This is a genomic window from Dietzia sp. 2505 (genome assembly GCF_040546785.1).
GTDB lineage: Bacteria > Actinomycetota > Actinomycetes > Mycobacteriales > Mycobacteriaceae > Dietzia.
Genome location: NZ_JBEPON010000005.1, coordinates 15,169 through 32,888 on the forward strand (window position 1 = coordinate 15,169; position 17,720 = coordinate 32,888).

Here is a 17,720-nt window from a genome sequence, read left to right on the forward strand (position 1 = left end):
TTCGGATGACCGGGTGTCCTTCGAGCACCTGGGATACGGGTGGCGCGAAGCAAACCTTGATATCGGAGGTAAGGGTTGGGGGGTATTCGCATATTCGTCCGGGTGGCCGAAAGAGTATGGCACTGAGGTTAACCGCTTGGGCGAACTGCCGAGACTGGTAGCTGCCGAGGGTTGTTTGGTCTTCGTGCGAGCTCACGGGAACGGGCGGGTCCTCGGCAGATCCACTCCCGAGCGGGCGAGTCGTCAAGGCTCCTTCTTCCTTCACTTGGTTGATCTCTCGCCTGTCGGTCAGGTGGATGGTGCGATATTCGAACTTATCTCAGCGGGTTATCCCTTCAGCAGCCCCGATGAGTTTTCGGATCCACTTCCTACACAGAACGCCCGCCCTATCGAGTTGCAACTCAGTCGCTCCACTACCGGTACCGGACGGGGTGAGACGGACGGGTCCACGACGCTGGTCTTGGCTTCCCACTTGGCCTATGCAGACGGCGTGTTCGACACGATCACCTACCGAGGGCGCTCCGTCGACGAGCTGGCCGACCTGATAAGCAGTGCTCTGAGACTGATCCCGGAGCCTTTGCAGAATGTGTCCAACATACGGGCGTGGACTCCGAGTGGCGGTTCGCCTGCGGACGCGTTCGTGTCGCTGAGCAGGCAGAGTGATCCGAGCGACGACACTTCCGCTTCAGCTCTCGTGTTGGATGCGGACGTGGGGGGAGGGATGAGGTGCCGGGCGGACAATCTGCCCGACACTTATCTCGCACGGGCAGGGGAAATTATCGAGTACGCGCGCATCGATGGTCTGCAGATTCCGCGTTGCGGATCGGTGGGACAGCTTTTCGATTTTCTGGATGTAAGAAGGCTTTATAACGTGGAACCCGCGCGTCTCACGGATGACGAGGTGCGAAAGCTCGTTTCCGTCGAGGGTGAAGCGGGGCAATGGCTCTCGTCGCGCTCGGCGATCGATCGAGCTGTCATGCTCGGGCTGACGGACGGCAGGGTTGCGCAGACCGTGCGGAGCCACTCGCGCGTGAGTGACCGGGCCGACCTAGTCGAGCTTGTCTCCGCCGCGATCTACGACCGTCTGGATGATGCGAGTCAGGCGGTGCCGAGGCTGGAGGCGTTCGGCGTCCCATGGTCAGAGTTCAGCACCTGGATGACAACGCGCCTACAGCTGGAGTTGCTGAACGGACGTGGCGACGGGGCTTGGTTGCAGTATTTCGCGGGCGATCTCATTGAGTCCCTAGACCCAGGACGTCATGGCGCCGAGGACGCCATCAGAGTGCTCGCCCGGGAGGTCGATGATTTCGCTGTCCGGGTCAGGAAATCGGCGAATCGTCCTCTACAGCACCTCGTTGCCGCGAAGGCACTGATTGGTGAGATGGGGCCCGCGGGTGACGATCTCGTCGATGCTGCGTTGGATAAGGCGGCCCCCATAGAAATAGCGGCGTTCGTGCGCCACGCAGAGGCGTCGGGGGCGGGGCCTGAGGCCCTGGCCACGGTCTTCAAAAAGACCAGTCCCAGATTCGGCGCAGTTTCGGCCGAGGCAGTGACCACTGCATGTGGGGTTCTGATGGACGAGGGGTGGGATCCCCACGCAGTGCTGGCGACGTTGGTGGCCAGCGGGCTCACCACCGAGGAGATCAGAGTTGTATTGGCGACCACCTGGCCGCAGGTCGCGGAGCGGATAGGTCTACACCGGACGATCAGAGACCTGACCACCCCCCGGCTGTCGGCGCTCGGGCCCGGGTACGAGAAGAATTCCAAGCGGAGCCCGGAGGGGAGAGGACGGCGGGGTGGGGTGACGCCTGCCCGCGCCGAACGGCCCGCGTCGGCCCGGGAGGGCCGGGACGTGGCGGAACGGCGCGGTCCGTTGGCACGCATGGCCGAGTACTTCGGGTTCGGCGGCCAGCATGGTCAGCTTGGGCCGACGCCGGATCAGGATCAGGCACTCCCGCGGCGTAGACGTGGGGACAAGGGCACGCCCGGATCGGTCGGGGGATGGGCTGAGCACCGGGGTCAAGGATAGATGACGGTCGCGCTAACCCAGTTGGTGCTGAGTCTGTACCGTGGCTTCGTCATCGGATTCACCACGTCTCTGCTGATGTTCGTAAGTGGTGATGGAAGCAGCTCCCCGGTTCCACTCTGGGTGAGGATCAGTGTTTACTTAGTCTTCTTGAGCCTTCTTCTTTTCGTGGTGGTAGCAGAGCCCGATGCGACCGACGGAAGTCCACTGGGGCTGGCGTTCCGGCCGGGGCTTTGGTCCGGTATCCCCGGCATGATCTGCGCTGGCTTGGTACCGGTCTGGGTCGTGAGTGCGATCGAGGCCCCGGTAAGTTGGTACTTTGTCATCCTCGCGGTTGTCTTGACGGTGTGTAGCGCCGTGTCGCATGGATTCTATCCATCGCTCTACTTGACGGCTGTTGCGCTGCTCGCGGCGGTCTACGCGTGGCTGGGCCCGGGATGGACCGTGATTGCGGCCGGGTTGCCCGAGGTGCTCGCCTACGTCGGCGTTCTCGCTGCCGCCGGAATCTTGCTGCTGAGCGCTTCGGTGCTCCTGCCCGGCGACCGGACACGATTGGGAGCGGCGTCGATGTCCGTCATCGCAGTAGCCGTGGTCCTCAGCCTTGTTCTGTCTCTGGGGTCATATCCACAATCGTTCTTGGCACGTGAGAAGAACCGCTCCGCCGTATCCGCGTCGGCCGAGCAGCTGTTGGGAAATGCCTCCCGATCCGCGGTCCCGCTGGTCTACACCACGCGGCCTTTGCTGGAAAGTGCCGCTGATGGGGGGTTGGCTATCTACGCATCGGAGGGTCTGGGCAGATATTCGCTGTGGCGTCGCACACTGGACGGGGTATGGAGCCGGAGGTCACTCGATGACCGTTACTCGCGGGCTGATGGGGTTCCCCTGTTTCTCGATGATCGCCCGAAGGAGATCGGTGCCGAACAGGCGTCGCTATGGGAACAATTAGGTGCCGATCTGAGCCGGGTAGGGGACAGGGTCGGGTTGGTGAGCGACATAGCTTTCCTCGGTAACCGCGTGGTAGGTGTTTCCGATACGGGGCTGTGGGATTTGGACAGCGAGCCCCCTCGGCTACTGATTGATCCGTGGCCGAAGGCTGCATGGACGCGACAGATCGCGGTGAATGACGAGGGAACCGTGATAGTGGCCTCTCAGTATCTCGACGGCGACAGTCGGCGCAGTGAGTTGGAGGTGATCGACATAGTGACAGGGGAGGCTCGCCCTGTCACGTTGCGGTCGACCGGAATTGGGAGTGTCCCGGTCCCGACGCCGGACAGTGTGCGCGAGGGGCAGTGGCCGATCGTCGGAGTGACTATTCTTTCCGACGGTTCGTTCGGAACACTTATCGGCGACACTGTGGTGAGCTTCTCGGACGTCGGTTGGGCATCCGGCGAGTTCGCGATGAACAATCCGGGAGGAACTGCCTGGACTGCCTTCACTCAGGCCGGGGACGTGATCCATCTCGGGACCAGCTCCAATCGGGTAGCGGTACTCGAGATGGACGGTGAGTTGGTCAGGGGAGGTGATGGTCCCGATCACAAAATCTCGACCGGAGCGGGCGACGCGGATTCCACGTGTCAGCCAGAGGGGGCCACGGCAGACCAGATTCCGGTTGGTCGTATCACTGGCCGCGCCGGCGGTCCATCGACTGCCTTGGTTGCGGATGGGATCGGATGCGTCGGAGGGATCTGGGAGCACGTTGCCGACAACGCGTCGTGGGTTCTGCAGAACGAGATGGTAGATGCGTTCAACTCTCGAGCAGACGAGGTGGTGTCACATCTCGGCATCGCTCACGCCCCCCGCAGGCTCGGGGACGGTGTGGTCGTCATGTCTTCTGCTGCAGCGGGGCTCGTCGATGTGGGGGCCAAACCTGGCCGACGGGTGGGCCGGGCCATTGACGGTGATGGCAGCTGGTGGAGTTACCTCCGCGAGTATCGCACGTTCGGAGGTTATCGTGACCGCCCGTGGATTTTAGCGCCAGTCGAAGGGGATCGTCCAGATAGCAATTACGGCGCGTCCCTCCTGGTCTTGGATGAGGGCGAGTGGGTTCGAAGTGGGTCGTTCACCTCTGCAACGTCAGCAGTCGACTTTCCGGGGAGTGAAGACGTCCTCGTCGCTGGATGCGACGGACTGACCGTGACGGCTGTGAGCCGTGAGAAGGCCAGCAACTCACCGGCCGGTGTGTCCGAACTGCTCGTCGGGGGACAGTTCACCACGCACGGGGACACGGGTGCTTGTGTAGTCGCATCGCCAGTTCTAGATGAGGTAGGTCTTGATCAACTAGGGCTGGTGCACGCGATGAGTTCAGATCCTGATTCCGGGAGTTCGGTGCTGGTGGCCCAGTCGGTGCTGGGTAGGTCCGGCGGCTGGCACCATGGACTTTCTCGTGTAAGCGTGTCAGATGGGCGTGTAGAGGAGGTTTCCGGCTGGGACCTCGCCGGTCACGACGCGGTCCCGGTGTGGGTGGACGCCGAGGGTGATCGGATTTGTGCAGCGACGATCGGCGCGGACGGACCTGGCCCCCTGTTCGTGTCCGTCGGGAAAGTCCGCCGCGAGGTCGTACTTCCGGACGGGATCGTGGCCGGTGGCTGCGCGTGGGATTTCAATCGGTTGATAATTACCGACAGGAACTCGGGCGAGGTATATGCGGTCAAGGACGCCGAGTCCGAAGGGTTCTTCTGATCTGCACTCTGGGGGCTGGCCGTCATTTCTGGCTCTTCGAATCTGAGTGAGGGTTAGTGCGACACGCCGGGGAGGCAGAAGGGCCGAGGCGCTGAAGAATTGGGAGCCCTACATGACCAGTCCGAAGGGGCCTATCCCCATGGCTGCGTCTATCGGGTGCTGCAGATCTTCAGACCTTCGACCGGTGCCATATCTGTTCTCCTATGTTCTAGTGGCGACCTACTTGTCGGTTTGGTCCGCGTGAACGTGCTTGAACGGCCGCGTCGTCGGCGAGTAGTCCCTCCGAAAAGCCGAGTAGGTTCCAGGTGCCTCATCATCGGCGGACAGTAACGTGTGGGTATGATTTTCGTACGTCCGACCCTCGCCGTTCTGAAAGCGCTGGACAAAAAAGACATGCTCCCACGGCGTGTGAGTGACTGCCTAAAACGGGCTCGAACGTTGGATGATCCGACGGAGAAAGTTCGTCTTCTCGCCGATTTGGGCCTCTCATCACTAGATGTTCCACTGGTCCGTGACGGTGCAGACCTATTCGCGAGCGGTCGTCCGGGCCACCACCAGGCGATGACTGCCGCTGGCAGACGCCCCGTTTATGAAGCACGGGATCGGACAGGGGCCGGTTGGCGAGGAGCAGTGCTCAACCCAATTAACAATATTGCCTGGCTAGTTTACGTGGACGCGCATGACCGGTTTCACGACAGCGGAGTCACCTCGATCGCGAAGATGCGTACCAGCGGGACCCTCGGCCCGAGTGAACTGGACCTTCGCCTGTTGGCGCAGGAGCAAGCGTGCCGCGACGTGAAGAAGGACAGGGCGGCTTTGCTCGAAGCACTCCTGGATGCTCTGGAGAAGACCGCGCGGACTAATGCGGAGGTCGCCGTCGAGGTCACCGGTTTCTTCGCCCCTGCTCGGATCACGCTTCAACTGTCCGGCCCACTCGACCCGAATTGGGACGTACCAACCTCGCACGAACAGACCAGCGATCTCGTGGTACGTCTCAGCCTCGTCGGCACGATTCCGGCCGGTGTGCGGGACGATATTCTTCGCACGTGCATCCCGTTTCTCCAGCCGGATCGGACTTTGCGCGAACCTCACTTCCGCAAGGACCTCGTGGTTCAGGTCGTCCTCACCCGGGCCGGGCTCATCCAGTTGCTCTCAACTGATCGTCCGCTCGAACCGGTGGAGAACCGCACTCCTCCTCCAGCGGTCGCTTTGCACTACACCGCAAAGTCCAGCCTGGTCGAGGCATATGTAGAGGGCAGGGCTGTTCGCGCGGTGTGCGGACAGTGGTGGGTGCCCGTGGGCGACTCCTCCACCCATCCCGAACTACCAGTCTGCCCGGAGTGCGAGGCCGAGGAGCCCTTCGCGGAGGCAGCTCTGCGGATCCTCAAAAACCTGGCGAGCGGCGGTTAGAGGGAGTCCAGCTCGGACAGCTCGTCCGCGGAGAACTCCGGCGAGATGTCGGCGGCGGTGGCACCGCCGTGCAGAGCATTGGCAAGGACCTCGGTTCCAGCCTCACGTGCCTGCATAAATTCGCGCAGGTCGGACATCTTGATGCGACGATGGGTGCCGACGCGATGGAAGGGCAGCTCTCCACGATCCATGAATGACAGCAGGTGCGGGCGGCTCATCTTGAGCAGATCGGACGCCTGGTTGGGCGACAGTTCCGCGTCGGCGGAGAACACCTCGATATCCGCACCGCACGCCGTAGCCTGAAGAACCTGCCGAAGCAAAATGGACAGGGCCGACTGCTCGTCGGTGGTGATGAACTCCTCGGCACGGCGGCGGTCGTCCTCGGTGACGGACGATGCCTCGAGCATGGATGCGGGTGCAAACATTGCACTCCCCTTCTTGCCGGTAACTGTCATAACTGTAACCGGCTGGCCTTCGTCAATGCAACTGTGCGGCCAGACTTGCCCCGGCGATTCACCGACCGTAAGGACCGTTGCTGTCGGGTGACGGCGAGGTCGATTTCGCCTAAGAGCGTGCGAGGGCGCCGACTGGTGCTCCCGGCGGGCGGGTCTCCGGGTGATGCTGTCGAGGGCGGCCAGGCGAGGTCAGACGGGTTTGGGAATCGCGGCGATTGTGTTGAACACGGCGACGATGACGACCGCCCACGGCCACGTTTCTGGAATCTTCGCTTTTTCATAGCGTTGGTTCGTCCATCGGCATCTCTTCCGCCTTGGCTTGCCGCAGTGAGGTAGGACGCTGCAGTCCAGAGCCGTTCCGGGTGCAGGCCGGTCCGTTACCCGGAACTGCGGTGTGTGCGAAGTGAGACCATATGGTCCTTCTAGCTGCAATAGTCAATATTCTGGGCGCTCCGCGAGTCCACTGCAATGCAGATCTTGCAGTGTTCCGTAGATCACCACGGGGTCCGGTGCGGTTCGGCTCGCTGATTCGAGCACCGCGCGAGGGCTGCGGGGTCCTGCCGATTGATGGCGTCGTTTCCAATTGCTTTTCAGCGCGTTGGTTCGGCCCGGCTGGGTCCGCGGTTCCGACCGGATGCACACCACGTCCGCGCGTTCTACCGTCGCGAGCAGAGCCGGGTCGATCACCCGGCGGACGCGAACCACGGGAGAACCCACATGTACGTCACCCACGATCCGTCAACGGGAACGACCGACAGCGAGTACGACCAGACCGACGACGTCGACGGGATCCTGTCCACCGTCACCGAGGGATTCACCGCCTGGCGCGCCACCGATGTCGCGGAGCGGGCGCGGATCCTGCTGGCGATCGCGGACGCCTTCGACGAGCACGCCGATGAGCTGGCCAAGGCCATCACCACCGAGATGGGCAAACTCCCCGACCAGGCGCAGGGCGAGGTCAAGCTCGCCGCCTCGATCTACCGCTGGTACGGCGAACACGGCCCCGCGCTGCTGGAGCCCGAGACCCTGGACGTGCCGGGCGCCCGCCTGAACCGCGTGACCCACGAACCGGTCGGCCCCCTGGTCGGCGTGATGCCGTGGAACTACCCCTACTACCAGGTGGCCCGGTTCGCGGCCCCCAACCTGCTGCTGGGCAACACCATCGTGCTCAAGCACGCCAGCATCTGCGCGCGCTCGTCCGCGGCCATAGAGAAGGTGCAGCGCGCGGCCGGGCTGCCGGAGAACGCGTACGTCAACGTCTACGCCTCCAGCGACACGGTCGCCGAGATGATCGCCGACCCCAGGATCAAGGGCGTCTCGCTCACCGGTAGCGAGGGCGCCGGCGCCGCCGTGGCCAAGGTGGCGGGGGAGAACCTCACCACCAGCGTTCTCGAACTGGGCGGCTCGGACCCGCTCATCGTCCTGGACACCGACGACCTGGACGAGCTGGTCGAGACCGTCGGCAAGGCGCGGCTGTCTAACTGCGGCCAGGCCTGCAACTCTCCCAAGCGGATGTTCGTGCCCGCGGAGATGAAGGACGATTTCGTGGGCAAGCTCCGCGACCTGTACGAGGGGACCCAGGTCGGCCCGGCGGCCGACGAGGGAACCGGGCTCGGACCCCTGTCCTCGGAGGACGCCCGCGACGGGGTTGTCGAGCAGGTCGAACGCGCCGTGAAGCAGGGGGCGACCCTCGTGACCGGCGGCCGTGCCATCGACCGGCCGGGCGCGTTCATGGAACCCACCGTCCTCACCGGCATCACCCCGGAGATGGACGCCTACACCGAGGAGATCTTCGGACCCGTGGCAATGGTGTACGGCTACGACTCGGTCGACGAGGCCGTGCGGGTCGCCAACGACACGCCCTTCGGCCTGTCCGGCTCGGTGTGGGGAACCGATACCGACAAGGCCTCCGAGGTGGCCGAGCGCCTCGAGGTGGGGATGGCCTATGTCAACGAGCACGGCACCACCATGGCCGGCCTGCCCTTCGGCGGCGTCAAGCGCTCGGGCTACGGCCGAGAGCTGGGCCGGTGGGGCCTCGGAGAGTTCGTCAACGTGCGGCTGCAGCGGGTCCACTGACGGCGCTCCCGCCCCGGCCCCGGTACATGAGGGGTCGGGGCGGCGCCATCCTTCGGATCGCCACGATGCGATCCGTTGCCCAGTCGTGAAGCGTCACTACACTTGGAAGGTGACTCATCACCAACCTTGAAAGGACCCACATGGCATCCCCTCTGCCTTCGCAGGTCAACGTTGAGTGGCTGCACCAGCACCTCGACGACGCCGACCTCGTCGTCGTCGACGCCACCAACCACCTCCCCGTCCCCACCGACGGCCCGTACACCCCGGAATCGGGGGCCGAGACCTACCGCCCCGAGCACATCCCGGGCGCCGTGTTCGCCGACCTGCTCGGCGACTTCGCTGACCCGGACAGCCCCGAGCCCTGGACCGCGCCGGACCACGAACGGTTCGCCGCGGCTGCTGGCGCGCTCGGCATCGGAGACGGGGCGACGGTGGTCGTCTACGACCAGCACGACGGCTTCTGGGCCACGCGCTTCTGGTGGCACCTGCGCTACGAGGGCTTCGACACCGTGACGGTGCTCGACGGCGGACTCCCGGCCTGGACGGCCGCCGGCTACGAGGTCACCGACGTGGTCCCCGAGCCCACCCCGCGCACCTTCACCGGCACCCGCCGCCCCGAGCTGTTCCGCTCGACCCAGGACATCGCCGACGCGCTCGACGACGAGCAGACCGTTCTGGTCAACGTCCTCGACGGGCCGACCTACCGCGGCGAGGTGGACACCTACGCCCGCCGCGGACACATCCCCGGCAGCATCAACCTGCCGGTCTTCGCCCTGAAGGACCCCGAGACCGGCACCCTCCGGCCGACCGAGGACCTGCGTAGCGAGTTCGAGGCCGCAGGCCTGCTCGACGACGACCGGACCGTCGTGACCTACTGCGGCGGTGGCATCGCCGCGACCGGGGTGGCGCACGCCCTCGCGCTCGTCGGCCGCGGCGACGTCGCCGTGTACGACGGCTCCATGACCGCCTGGGCCGGTGATCCCGACCTCCCGTTGGTCACGGGCGGCTCACCCCGCTAGCGCGCCCCACTGGGCCAGACCCACGACACGGGCCCCGGCCGTCGAACAGTCGACGACCGGGGCCCGCGTTGTCGGGGGAGCGTGGTCAGCGCGTCACGGCGTAGGCCTGCGCGAGGTGCGCGATCTTCTGCGCGCGGGCCAGCCGCGGCAGGTCGGCGCCGTCGCGGCACCGCTCGCCGCCGGGGCCCAGCTCGTCGATCACGGACTCGGCCCACGAGACGTCGGCGGCCGAGGGGGACAGGACCTCGTTGATATACGGGGCCTGGTCCACCCGCAGGCACAGCTTGCCGGTCATGCCCATCTCGACCGCGTGCTCGGCGGCGTCCATGAGGACCTGGGTGTCGTTGGAGATGGTGGGCCCGTCGATCGGCGGGGCCACTCGCGCGACCCGGCTGGACACCACGAACTGCGACCGGGTGTAGGCCATGGCGATCTGGGAGGACCCGATGCCGGTGTCGCGGCGGTAGTCACCGATACCGAACGCCAGGCGCACCACCTGGTCGGTCTTGGCGATCTCCGTGGCGGCGGCCAGACCGTCGGCGGACTCGACCAGGGCGACGATCGGGGTGTCCGCGGCCAGCCGGGCGGCCGTCAGCGAGACGTGCTCCGGGTTCTCGGTCTTGGCCAGCATCACGCCGTCGAGGCCGGGGCAGTGCCCCAGGGCCATGAGGTCCTTCTCCCACTCGGGGGAGCGGACGTCGTTGATCCGGATCCACGCGTGGTTGCCGGCCTCGAGCCACTGGCGGACCTCGCGGCGCGCGCGTTCCTTCTCCGACTGGCGGCACCCGTCCTCGACGTCCAGGACCACGACGTCCATCTCGGAGGCCACGGCCGCGTCGAAGCGCTCGGACTTGTCGGCGGGCAGGAGCAGCCACGAACGAGCGATCGTCGGCGGGATGGTCGACATGGGGTTCATGGTTACCGGTCATCCTTTGTTCGAGAGACGGCGTGTCGCGGGTTGGAAGTCGCGCGGCAACCTCCCCACGATACGTTGCCCCGGTCGCGGGGTTCCACACGGTGACCAGCAAGCCATAGGACGCGATCGGTCCTCATCGGCGGACCTGCGTATTGACTACCGTTTCCCGGCGCGGCACTCTTTGGCGAGTGAGTACCAGACTGGCGTCCGACGCCCCGGCGATCGAGGCGGAACACCTCGTCAAGAAGTTCGGCGACTTCACCGCCGTCGATGACATCTCCTTCTCCGTCCCCACCGGTTCGGTCCTCGGACTGCTGGGGCCCAACGGGTCCGGCAAGACCACCACCATCCGCATGATGACGACCCTGAGCCCGCCCACCTCCGGCACCGCGCGCGTCGCCGGACACGACGTGATGGGCGCCCCGGCCGAGGTACGCAAGGCCATGGGGCTGACCGCGCAGGCGGCCACCGTCGACGAGTTGCTCACCGGGCGCGAGAACCTGCGCCTCATCGGGGACCTCTACGGCCTGCCCAAGAAGATGGTCAAGTCCCGTGCCGACGAACTGCTGGAGAAGTTCTCGCTCAGCGACGCCGCGACCAAGGTCGCCAAGAGCTACTCCGGGGGTATGCGGCGCCGGCTCGACCTGGCGGCCAGCCTCGTCGCGGCTCCGCCCGTGCTGTTCCTGGACGAGCCCACCACCGGCCTCGACCCGAGGTCGCGCAACGAGCTCTGGGACGTCCTGCGCGACCTGGTCCGGGACGGGACCACATTGCTGCTCACCACGCAGTACCTCGACGAGGCCGATCAGCTGGCCGACCGGGTGATCGTCATCGATCACGGCAGCGTCATCGCCGAGGGCACGCCGTTGGAGCTCAAGGACCGCTCCGGTGCGGCCAGCCTGGTCATCACCGTCTCCCGACCGGACGACGTCGACGAGGCCGTCCGCGTCCTCGACGGCCGGATCGGGGATCTGCACGTCGACCGCGACGCGCGTCGGCTCACCGCGCCGTCGGAGGGCGTCTCGGCGCTGGCGGGGATCGCCACCGCCTTTACCGACGCCGGTATCGAACTCGACGACATCGGCCTGCAGCGCCCCAGCCTGGACGACGTCTTCCTGTCCCTCACCGGACGCAGGGCCGAGGACACGGTGGACGCCATGGACGCCGAGACCATCGAACAGGAGAACCGGGTATGAGCACCGTCGCCGACCCCACCCACACCTCGGCCACCCACGAGCGGTTCGCGATGCCGACCCGCCCCGAGGGGCCGTCACTCGGCCGGCAGATCTCCGCCCTGGTGCGCCGCAACCTCTTCCACATCCGCCGCCAGCCGGAGAACCTGGCGGACGTCACCATTCAACCGGTGATGTTCGTCCTGCTCTTCGCCTACGTCTTCGGCGGCGCGATCGCGGTGGCCGGCGGCGTGAACTACCGCGAGTGGCTACTCCCGGGGATCATGGCGCAGACCATGGCGTTCTCCTCGTTCGTCGTGGCCTCGGGGCTGTGCAACGACCTCAACAAGGGGATCATCGACCGCTTCCGGACCCTGCCCATCCAGCGTGCGTCGATCCTCATCGCACGCAGCGCCTCCAGTCTCATCCACTCCTCCATCGGCGTGGTGGTGATGTCGCTGACGGGCCTCGTCGTGGGCTGGCGGATCCGGAGCGGGATCGTCGACGCGGTGCTGGGGTACTTGATCCTGCTGGGCTTCGGCTTCGTCATGATCTGGATCGGCATCGTCGTGGGTTCCCGCCTCAAGACCATCGAGTCGGTCAACGGCGTCATGTTCACCACGATCTTCCCCATCACGTTCCTCGCCAACACCTTCGCGCCCCCGGAGTCGATGCCGTCGTGGCTGCGGCCGGTCGCCGAGTGGAACCCCCTGGCCTCGGTCGTCCAGGCGATGCGTGAGCTCTGGGGCAACGCTCCCGCCGTGGGCCCGGATGCCGCGCTGCCGTTGCAGCACCCGGTCCTGGCGTCGCTGCTGTGGATCGTCGGGTTGACGGTGATCATCGCCCCGATCGCGGTCAAGGCATTCGACGCCCGGACCCGCGACTGACGCGCCCGCGACCGTCAGCGCTTCTTCTTGGGGGAGACCCGGATGGTGATGGAGCCGACCACCGGTTCGACGCCGGCGTCGTCGACGAAACGCAGGGGGACCTCGACGTCACGGCCGCTGGTGAAGGCGGAGAAATCGGGGACCTCGGCCCACTCGGCGGTGACGGTCATCCCGCCGGTCGACATGGCCGGGTAGCGCACGTTCATGCCCACGGGGATCCAGCGATGGGTCGCCGGCACGGTGGCCTCGGCGAGCATGCCCATCGCCATCTCGGCCAGGTTGCACGCCGCGATCACGTGGAACGTGCCGATGTGATTGCGGTTGCCCCACCATCCGGGCCCGCGGACCACGCACCGGCCGGGGCGCAGTTCCACCACATGGGGCAGTGCGGTGCGGAAGTAGGGTGCCTTGAGGCTCACGGCCGCGCTGAACAGTCTTGACCCCAGGGGCAGGCGGGTGGCCTTCTGCCAGAGTCGGTACGTCGGGGTGGGCGCGGGCCGTGCGGGAGAGGTGTCGGTCACGCGGCCGATGTTACTCCTGGGTAGGTTCTGGACCGCGACGGCCTCGCGACCGGATTCACCGACCATGTGTGGTTGACATCACAACGTGGTGGTCATAAGGTCGCAAGAACTGAAGTTGGTTCGGCCTAGCGGGTGGGGATCTGATGTCGTTTCTTCTTGTGCACGGTGCGGGGATGGGTGCGAGCAGCTGGGATCGACTGATCCCGCATTTGAACGGGCCGGCTGTGGCGGTGGACCTCCCCGGGCGGGGAACCCGCGCTGATGTCGATCTGCGCTCGGTGACCCTGGACGACTGCGCGGCGGCGATCGTCGCGGATGCTGTGGACTCGGGGCTCAGCGACATCGTCCTGGTGGCGCACTCGTTCGCCGGGGTCTCCGTTCCGCGGGTGCTCGCAGAGCTGTCGGGGCGGGTCGCGCACGTGGTGTTCCTGTCGGCGGTCGTCCCTCCAGACGGCTCCAGGGTGCTGGACGAGATCGATCCGGGGGTACGTGAGGCGGTCGAGGCGTCACTCGACGGTGGCATCTACCGCCAGGACCCCGCTGCCATCCCCGCGATGCTGTGCAACGACATGACCCCCGAGCAGACGGAGTGGACCGTCGGGCAGGTCGTCGAGGACGCCGCGGCCCTGCTGTCGGAACCCGTTGATCTCAGCGGCCTGGCCGTGGACGTGCCCCGGACCTATATCCGGCTCACCCGGGACACGTGCTACACGCCTGACCTGCAGGCCCGCTCCGCCGACCTGGTCGGCGGCGACACGGTGTTCCTGGACTCCGGGCATATGGCCATGGTGTCCATCCCCGAACAGCTCGCCGACGTGCTGAACGGGATCGCCGCCCGCTAGGCGCGGGTCCTGCCGCCCCGTCCGGCCTCAGGCCAGGATGCACGTCCCCTGTCTGAGGAGTTCGTGGAGCCGGGCCTGGTCCGCGTCTGGCTCGTCGACCCAGCGCCGGTACGCCGAGAGGGCGATCCCGAGCGCGGCGTGCGCCGTGGCGGCCGGGATCAGGTCGTGCACGGTCTCCCCGCGACGCGCGGCCACGAACTCCGCGACGGCCCGCCGCCAGTCCGCGTACATCAGCGTCGAGTGGGCCTGGAGTTCGTCCACCCCGAGCAGTAGTCCCATCCGCAGGCGGTGCACCTGTGTCTCGGAGTCCGGGAAGGTGTTGAACGCGACGAGCGAGTCCGCCAGCGCGTCCCGGAGCGGGGTCGAGCCGGGGATCTCGGCTAGCTGTCGCCGCATCCCGTCCATCTGCACGTCGAACTCGCCCCACGCGATCGCCGCCTTCCCCGGGAAGTACCGGAAGAGGGTCCGCCGGGAGATGTGCGCGGCCTCGGCGATCTCGTCGACGCTGGTCGCGTCGTATCCCTGGCGCGCGAACAGCCTCAACGCCACCGCCACGATCGAGGCGCGCGTCGTGGACGGTCGTCGCCCGGGGACGCGACTGTCGTCCGACTCCGTCATTCCCAAGGCTCCGTCATTCCCATGACCGCCAAGCCTAGAGCCACCCCGGACACGGATCGTACATAGACCATTGCAATTGGCACTAGGTGCCAATATGATGCAGGTCTCACCTGGAGTGGTGAGGCACCCAACCGCGTTGACGAGAGGAACCGCCGTGGAGAACACCCAGAACACCGAGGTAGTGCTGGAGGAGGCCCTCATCGAGGAGGTCTCGATCGACGGTATGTGTGGGGTCTACTGACATGACCTCCGCAGCAGCGCCGGCCGGCGCCGGACAGGACGCCGCGCCCGCGGCCTTCGATCTCGACGCCGGCTGGCGCCTGCACCCCGGAGTGGCGCTGCGTCCCGAGCCGTTCGGGGCCCTGCTCTACCACTTCCACACCCGCAAACTCAGCTTTCTCAAGTCGCCGACCATCGTCGAGGTGGTCCGCATCCTCGCCGACCACCCCACCGCCCGCGCCGCCTGCGCTGCCGCCGGAGTACCGATCGACGACCCCGGGACCGCCCGCCTGTACCTGCACGCGCTCGGCCAGCTCGCCGCCTCGCGCATGATCGAGGAGACCTCATGACCAGCACGCTCAGCCGCCCGGCGGCCCCCGCCCCCGTTGGCCGCCTCGTGGACCAGTTCGAGCGCGGTCTCGACGCCCCCATCTGTCTGACCTGGGAGCTCACCTACGCCTGCAATCTCGCGTGCGTGCACTGCCTGAGCTCCTCGGGCAAGCGCGACCCCCGCGAGCTGAGCACCGAGCAGTGCAAGTCGATCATCGACGAGCTGCAGCGCATGCAGGTCTTCTACGTGAACATCGGCGGTGGCGAGCCCACCGTCCGTCCCGACTTCTGGGAGCTCGTCGACTACGCGACCAGCCACCAGGTGGGCGTGAAGTTCTCCACCAACGGCGTGCGCATCGACGAGAAGGTGGCGCAGCGCCTGGCCGCGAGTGACTACGTGGACGTGCAGATCTCCATCGACGGCGCCACGGCCGAGGTCAACGACGCCGTCCGCGGCCCGGGCTCGTTCGACATGGCGGTCCGTGCCCTGGAGAACCTCAAGAACGCCGGCTTCACCGACGCCAAGATCTCCGTGGTGGTCACGCGCGAGAACGTCACCCAGCTGGACGAGTTCAAGGCCCTGGCGGACCGGTACGACGCGACCCTGCGCATCACCCGCCTGCGCCCCTCCGGCCGTGGTGCGGACGTGTGGGACGACCTCCACCCGCTCCCCGAGCAGCAGAAGGACCTCTACGACTGGCTGGTCGAGCACGGGTCGAACGTCCTCACCGGTGACAGCTTCTTCCACCTGTCGGCCTTCGGCGACGGCCAGGGGTCACTGCCCGGCCTCAACCTCTGCGGCGCGGGCCGCGTGGTGTGCCTCATCGACCCGATCGGGGACGTCTACGCCTGCCCGTTCGCGATCCACGAGGAGTTTCTCGCCGGCAACATCGTCTCCGACGGCGGCTTCGAGAGCGTGTGGCAGACCTCGGAGCTCTTCCGCGAGCTGCGTGAGCCGCAGTCGGCCGGGGCCTGCGCGTCCTGCAACTTCTACGACAGCTGTCGCGGTGGATGCATGGCGGCCAAGTTCTTCACCGGCCTGCCCATGGACGGGCCGGACCCGGAGTGCGTCCAGGGGTACGGCGAGGGACTGCTCGCGGCCGAGCGGAGCATCCCCTCGCCCTCACAGGACCACTCCCGGGTCAAGGGTCTGGCGGCGCGCAAGCAGCCCACCGGCCCGGTCCCGCTGACCCTCGTCACCACCCCGCCGCGCAGGCCCACCAGCCTGTGCGACGAGTCCCCGGTCTGAGTCGGCCGGCCGACCCGCCACCGCCCACTTCCTCCCCCGAAGGAGCCCTCTCCCGTGTCACGCCTGTCGAAGATCGCCGAGGCCAACCCCTGGCGCACCAACCCCTGGTTCGAATCGGTCGCCGAGGCCCAGCGCCGCGCCAAGAAGAAGCTTCCCCGGAGCGTCTACATGGCGCTGGTGGCCGGCAGTGAGCAGGGCGTGACGATCGACGACAACACGGCCGCGTTCGCCGAGCTTGGCCCCAAGCCGCACGTGATCGGTGCCAAGGCCGAGCGGGACATGGCCACCACGGTGATGGGGCAGCCGATCAGCCTCCCGGTGATGATCTCGCCGACAGGGGTCCAGGCCGTGACCCCGGACGGTGAGGTCGACGTGGCCCGCGCGGCCGCCGCGCGCGGCACCGCGATGGGGCTGAGCTCCTTCGCCTCGAAGCCGATCGAGGAGGTCATCGCAGCGAACCCGCAGACCTTCTTCCAGGTGTACTGGCTCGGCGGCAAGGAGAAGGTCCTCGAGCGCCTCGAGCGGGCCAAGGCCGCCGGCGCCGCGGGCGTCATCCTCACCACCGACTGGTCGTTCTCCATGGGGCGCGACTGGGGTAGCCCGACCATCCCGGAGAAGCTCGACGCCAAGGCGATGCTCACCCTCGCCCCCGAGATCGCGGTGCGTCCGCGCTGGGCCGCCGAGTGGGCGCGCGACGTGGTGACCAACAGGCGATTCCCCGACCTCACCACGCCGAACCTCGTGCACCAGGGCGAGATGGGTCCGACCTTCTTCGGCGCCTACGGCGAGTGGATGGGTACCCCTCCGGCCACGTGGGAGGACATCGCGTGGGTCGTGGACAACTACGACGGGCCGGTCATGCTCAAGGGCATCACCCGCATCGACGACGCCCGGCGTGCCGTCGACGCCGGCGTCAGCGCGATCTCGGTCTCCAACCACGGCGGTAACAACCTCGACGGCACCCCGGCCTCGATCCGCTGCCTCGCACCGATCGTCGACGCCGTCGACGGCCAGGTCGAGGTGCTGATGGACGGCGGGATCCGGCGCGGTTCGGACGTGGCCAAGGCGCTCGCCCTGGGTGCCCGCGCCGTGATGATCGGCCGCGCCTACCTGTGGGGCCTGGGCGCCAACGGCCAGGCCGGCGTGGAGAACGTCCTGGACGTCCTGCGGTCGGGCCTGGACTCCAGCCTGATCGGGTTGAGCAAGTCGTCGATCTCGGAGCTCAACAGGGATGACTACGTGATCCCCGACGGGTTCATGCGTCGCCTGGGAGAGTGATTCTGAGGGGCGGCCCGCCGGGC

At 66.7% G+C, this 17,720-nt stretch carries 16 protein-coding genes; 12 read left to right on the forward strand and 4 right to left on the reverse strand.

Features of this window, described 5'->3' with window-relative positions:
* Positions 1 to 13: 13 nt before the first annotated feature.
* The 3 genes from ABIE38_RS10790 (at position 14) to ABIE38_RS10800 (ending at position 6,115) form a co-directional block, all read left to right on the forward strand.
* On the forward strand, positions 14 to 2,029 hold the full coding sequence (locus ABIE38_RS10790) for a hypothetical protein (protein ID WP_354056147.1): 2,016 nt from the start codon (positions 14 to 16) through the stop codon (positions 2,027 to 2,029).
* Positions 2,030 to 4,705 (forward strand): hypothetical protein, encoded by a 2,676-nt coding sequence (locus tag ABIE38_RS10795; RefSeq protein WP_354056149.1) that lies wholly within the window; start codon positions 2,030 to 2,032, stop codon positions 4,703 to 4,705.
* Positions 4,706 to 5,335: 630 nt separating this feature from the next.
* A complete protein-coding gene (locus ABIE38_RS10800) occupies positions 5,336 to 6,115 on the forward strand; it encodes a DUF3039 domain-containing protein (RefSeq protein ID WP_354056151.1) in 780 nt (259 codons plus the stop codon).
* Here ABIE38_RS10800 and ABIE38_RS10805 read toward each other — a convergent pair.
* Positions 6,112 to 6,540 carry a helix-turn-helix domain-containing protein gene (locus ABIE38_RS10805; protein ID WP_354056153.1) on the reverse strand — a complete coding sequence of 143 codons (429 nt, stop codon included), beginning with the start codon at positions 6,538 to 6,540 and terminating at the stop codon, positions 6,112 to 6,114. The two genes, ABIE38_RS10800 and ABIE38_RS10805, sit on opposite strands and share 4 nt — an antisense overlap.
* Before the next feature lie 747 nt (positions 6,541 to 7,287).
* On the opposite strand from ABIE38_RS10805, the gene ABIE38_RS10810 reads away from it, so the two are divergent.
* Both ABIE38_RS10810 and ABIE38_RS10815 read left to right on the forward strand, forming a co-directional pair.
* Positions 7,288 to 8,646 carry an NAD-dependent succinate-semialdehyde dehydrogenase gene (locus ABIE38_RS10810; RefSeq protein WP_354056154.1) on the forward strand — a complete coding sequence of 453 codons (1,359 nt, stop codon included), beginning with the start codon at positions 7,288 to 7,290 and terminating at the stop codon, positions 8,644 to 8,646.
* 140 nt (positions 8,647 to 8,786) lie between these two features.
* Positions 8,787 to 9,665: a sulfurtransferase gene (locus ABIE38_RS10815; protein ID WP_354056156.1), complete on the forward strand. Its 879-nt coding sequence runs from the start codon at positions 8,787 to 8,789 to the stop codon at positions 9,663 to 9,665.
* Between the two features lie 85 nt (positions 9,666 to 9,750).
* Here the strand turns inward: ABIE38_RS10815 and ABIE38_RS10820 are convergent, their stop codons facing one another.
* On the reverse strand, positions 9,751 to 10,572 hold the full coding sequence (locus tag ABIE38_RS10820; RefSeq protein ID WP_354056537.1) for an HpcH/HpaI aldolase/citrate lyase family protein: 822 nt from the start codon (positions 10,570 to 10,572) through the stop codon (positions 9,751 to 9,753).
* 197 nt (positions 10,573 to 10,769) lie between these two features.
* Here ABIE38_RS10820 and ABIE38_RS10825 point away from each other — a divergent pair, with 197 nt between their 5' ends.
* Positions 10,770 to 11,777 (forward strand): ATP-binding cassette domain-containing protein, encoded by a 1,008-nt coding sequence (locus tag ABIE38_RS10825; protein WP_354056158.1) that lies wholly within the window; start codon positions 10,770 to 10,772, stop codon positions 11,775 to 11,777.
* A complete protein-coding gene (locus tag ABIE38_RS10830; protein WP_354056160.1) occupies positions 11,774 to 12,640 on the forward strand; it encodes an ABC transporter permease in 867 nt (288 codons plus the stop codon). The genes ABIE38_RS10825 and ABIE38_RS10830 overlap by 4 nt, the downstream gene beginning before the upstream one ends.
* Before the next feature lie 14 nt (positions 12,641 to 12,654).
* Here ABIE38_RS10830 and ABIE38_RS10835 read toward each other — a convergent pair whose 3' ends face one another.
* Positions 12,655 to 13,161 (reverse strand): hotdog fold domain-containing protein, encoded by a 507-nt coding sequence (locus ABIE38_RS10835; RefSeq protein ID WP_354056162.1) that lies wholly within the window; start codon positions 13,159 to 13,161, stop codon positions 12,655 to 12,657.
* Between the two features lie 143 nt (positions 13,162 to 13,304).
* Here ABIE38_RS10835 and ABIE38_RS10840 point away from each other — a divergent pair, with 143 nt between their 5' ends.
* Positions 13,305 to 14,003, forward strand: coding sequence for an alpha/beta fold hydrolase (locus ABIE38_RS10840; RefSeq protein WP_354056164.1), 699 nt, complete (start codon positions 13,305 to 13,307; stop codon positions 14,001 to 14,003).
* A gap of 27 nt (positions 14,004 to 14,030) precedes the next feature.
* Here the strand turns inward: ABIE38_RS10840 and mftR are convergent, their stop codons facing one another.
* A complete protein-coding gene (gene mftR, locus ABIE38_RS10845) occupies positions 14,031 to 14,621 on the reverse strand; it encodes a mycofactocin system transcriptional regulator MftR (RefSeq protein WP_179525886.1) in 591 nt (196 codons plus the stop codon).
* 154 nt (positions 14,622 to 14,775) lie between these two features.
* Between mftR and mftA the strand changes: the two genes are divergently transcribed.
* Genes mftA through mftD form a run of 4 tightly spaced genes read left to right on the forward strand, consistent with a single transcriptional unit; the run spans position 14,776 to position 17,697 of the window.
* A complete protein-coding gene (gene mftA, locus ABIE38_RS10850; RefSeq protein ID WP_067716580.1) occupies positions 14,776 to 14,862 on the forward strand; it encodes a mycofactocin precursor MftA in 87 nt (28 codons plus the stop codon).
* 1 nt (position 14,863) lies between these two features.
* Positions 14,864 to 15,190, forward strand: coding sequence for a mycofactocin biosynthesis chaperone MftB (gene mftB, locus ABIE38_RS10855; RefSeq protein ID WP_179525885.1), 327 nt, complete (start codon positions 14,864 to 14,866; stop codon positions 15,188 to 15,190).
* Positions 15,187 to 16,419, forward strand: a complete 1,233-nt coding sequence (gene mftC, locus ABIE38_RS10860; RefSeq protein WP_354056166.1) for a mycofactocin radical SAM maturase — start codon at positions 15,187 to 15,189, stop codon at positions 16,417 to 16,419. Before mftB ends, mftC begins: the two co-directional genes overlap by 4 nt.
* 54 nt (positions 16,420 to 16,473) lie before the next feature.
* Positions 16,474 to 17,697, forward strand: coding sequence for a pre-mycofactocin synthase MftD (gene mftD, locus ABIE38_RS10865; RefSeq protein WP_354056168.1), 1,224 nt, complete (start codon positions 16,474 to 16,476; stop codon positions 17,695 to 17,697).
* Positions 17,698 to 17,720: the final 23 nt, after the last annotated feature.

Coding starts and splice junctions, on each gene's coding strand:
- ABIE38_RS10795 (WP_354056149.1), top strand. CDS start 2,030: ATGACGGTCGCGCTAACCCAGTTGGTGCTGAGTCTGTACCGTGGCTTC.
- ABIE38_RS10805 (WP_354056153.1), bottom strand. CDS start 6,540: ATGTTTGCACCCGCATCCATGCTCGAGGCATCGTCCGTCACCGAGGAC.
- ABIE38_RS10810 (WP_354056154.1), top strand. CDS start 7,288: ATGTACGTCACCCACGATCCGTCAACGGGAACGACCGACAGCGAGTAC.
- ABIE38_RS10815 (WP_354056156.1), top strand. CDS start 8,787: ATGGCATCCCCTCTGCCTTCGCAGGTCAACGTTGAGTGGCTGCACCAG.
- ABIE38_RS10820 (WP_354056537.1), bottom strand. CDS start 10,572: ATGTCGACCATCCCGCCGACGATCGCTCGTTCGTGGCTGCTCCTGCCC.
- ABIE38_RS10830 (WP_354056160.1), top strand. CDS start 11,774: ATGAGCACCGTCGCCGACCCCACCCACACCTCGGCCACCCACGAGCGG.
- ABIE38_RS10840 (WP_354056164.1), top strand. CDS start 13,305: ATGTCGTTTCTTCTTGTGCACGGTGCGGGGATGGGTGCGAGCAGCTGG.
- mftR (WP_179525886.1), bottom strand. CDS start 14,621: ATGACGGAGTCGGACGACAGTCGCGTCCCCGGGCGACGACCGTCCACG.
- mftB (WP_179525885.1), top strand. CDS start 14,864: ATGACCTCCGCAGCAGCGCCGGCCGGCGCCGGACAGGACGCCGCGCCC.
- mftC (WP_354056166.1), top strand. CDS start 15,187: ATGACCAGCACGCTCAGCCGCCCGGCGGCCCCCGCCCCCGTTGGCCGC.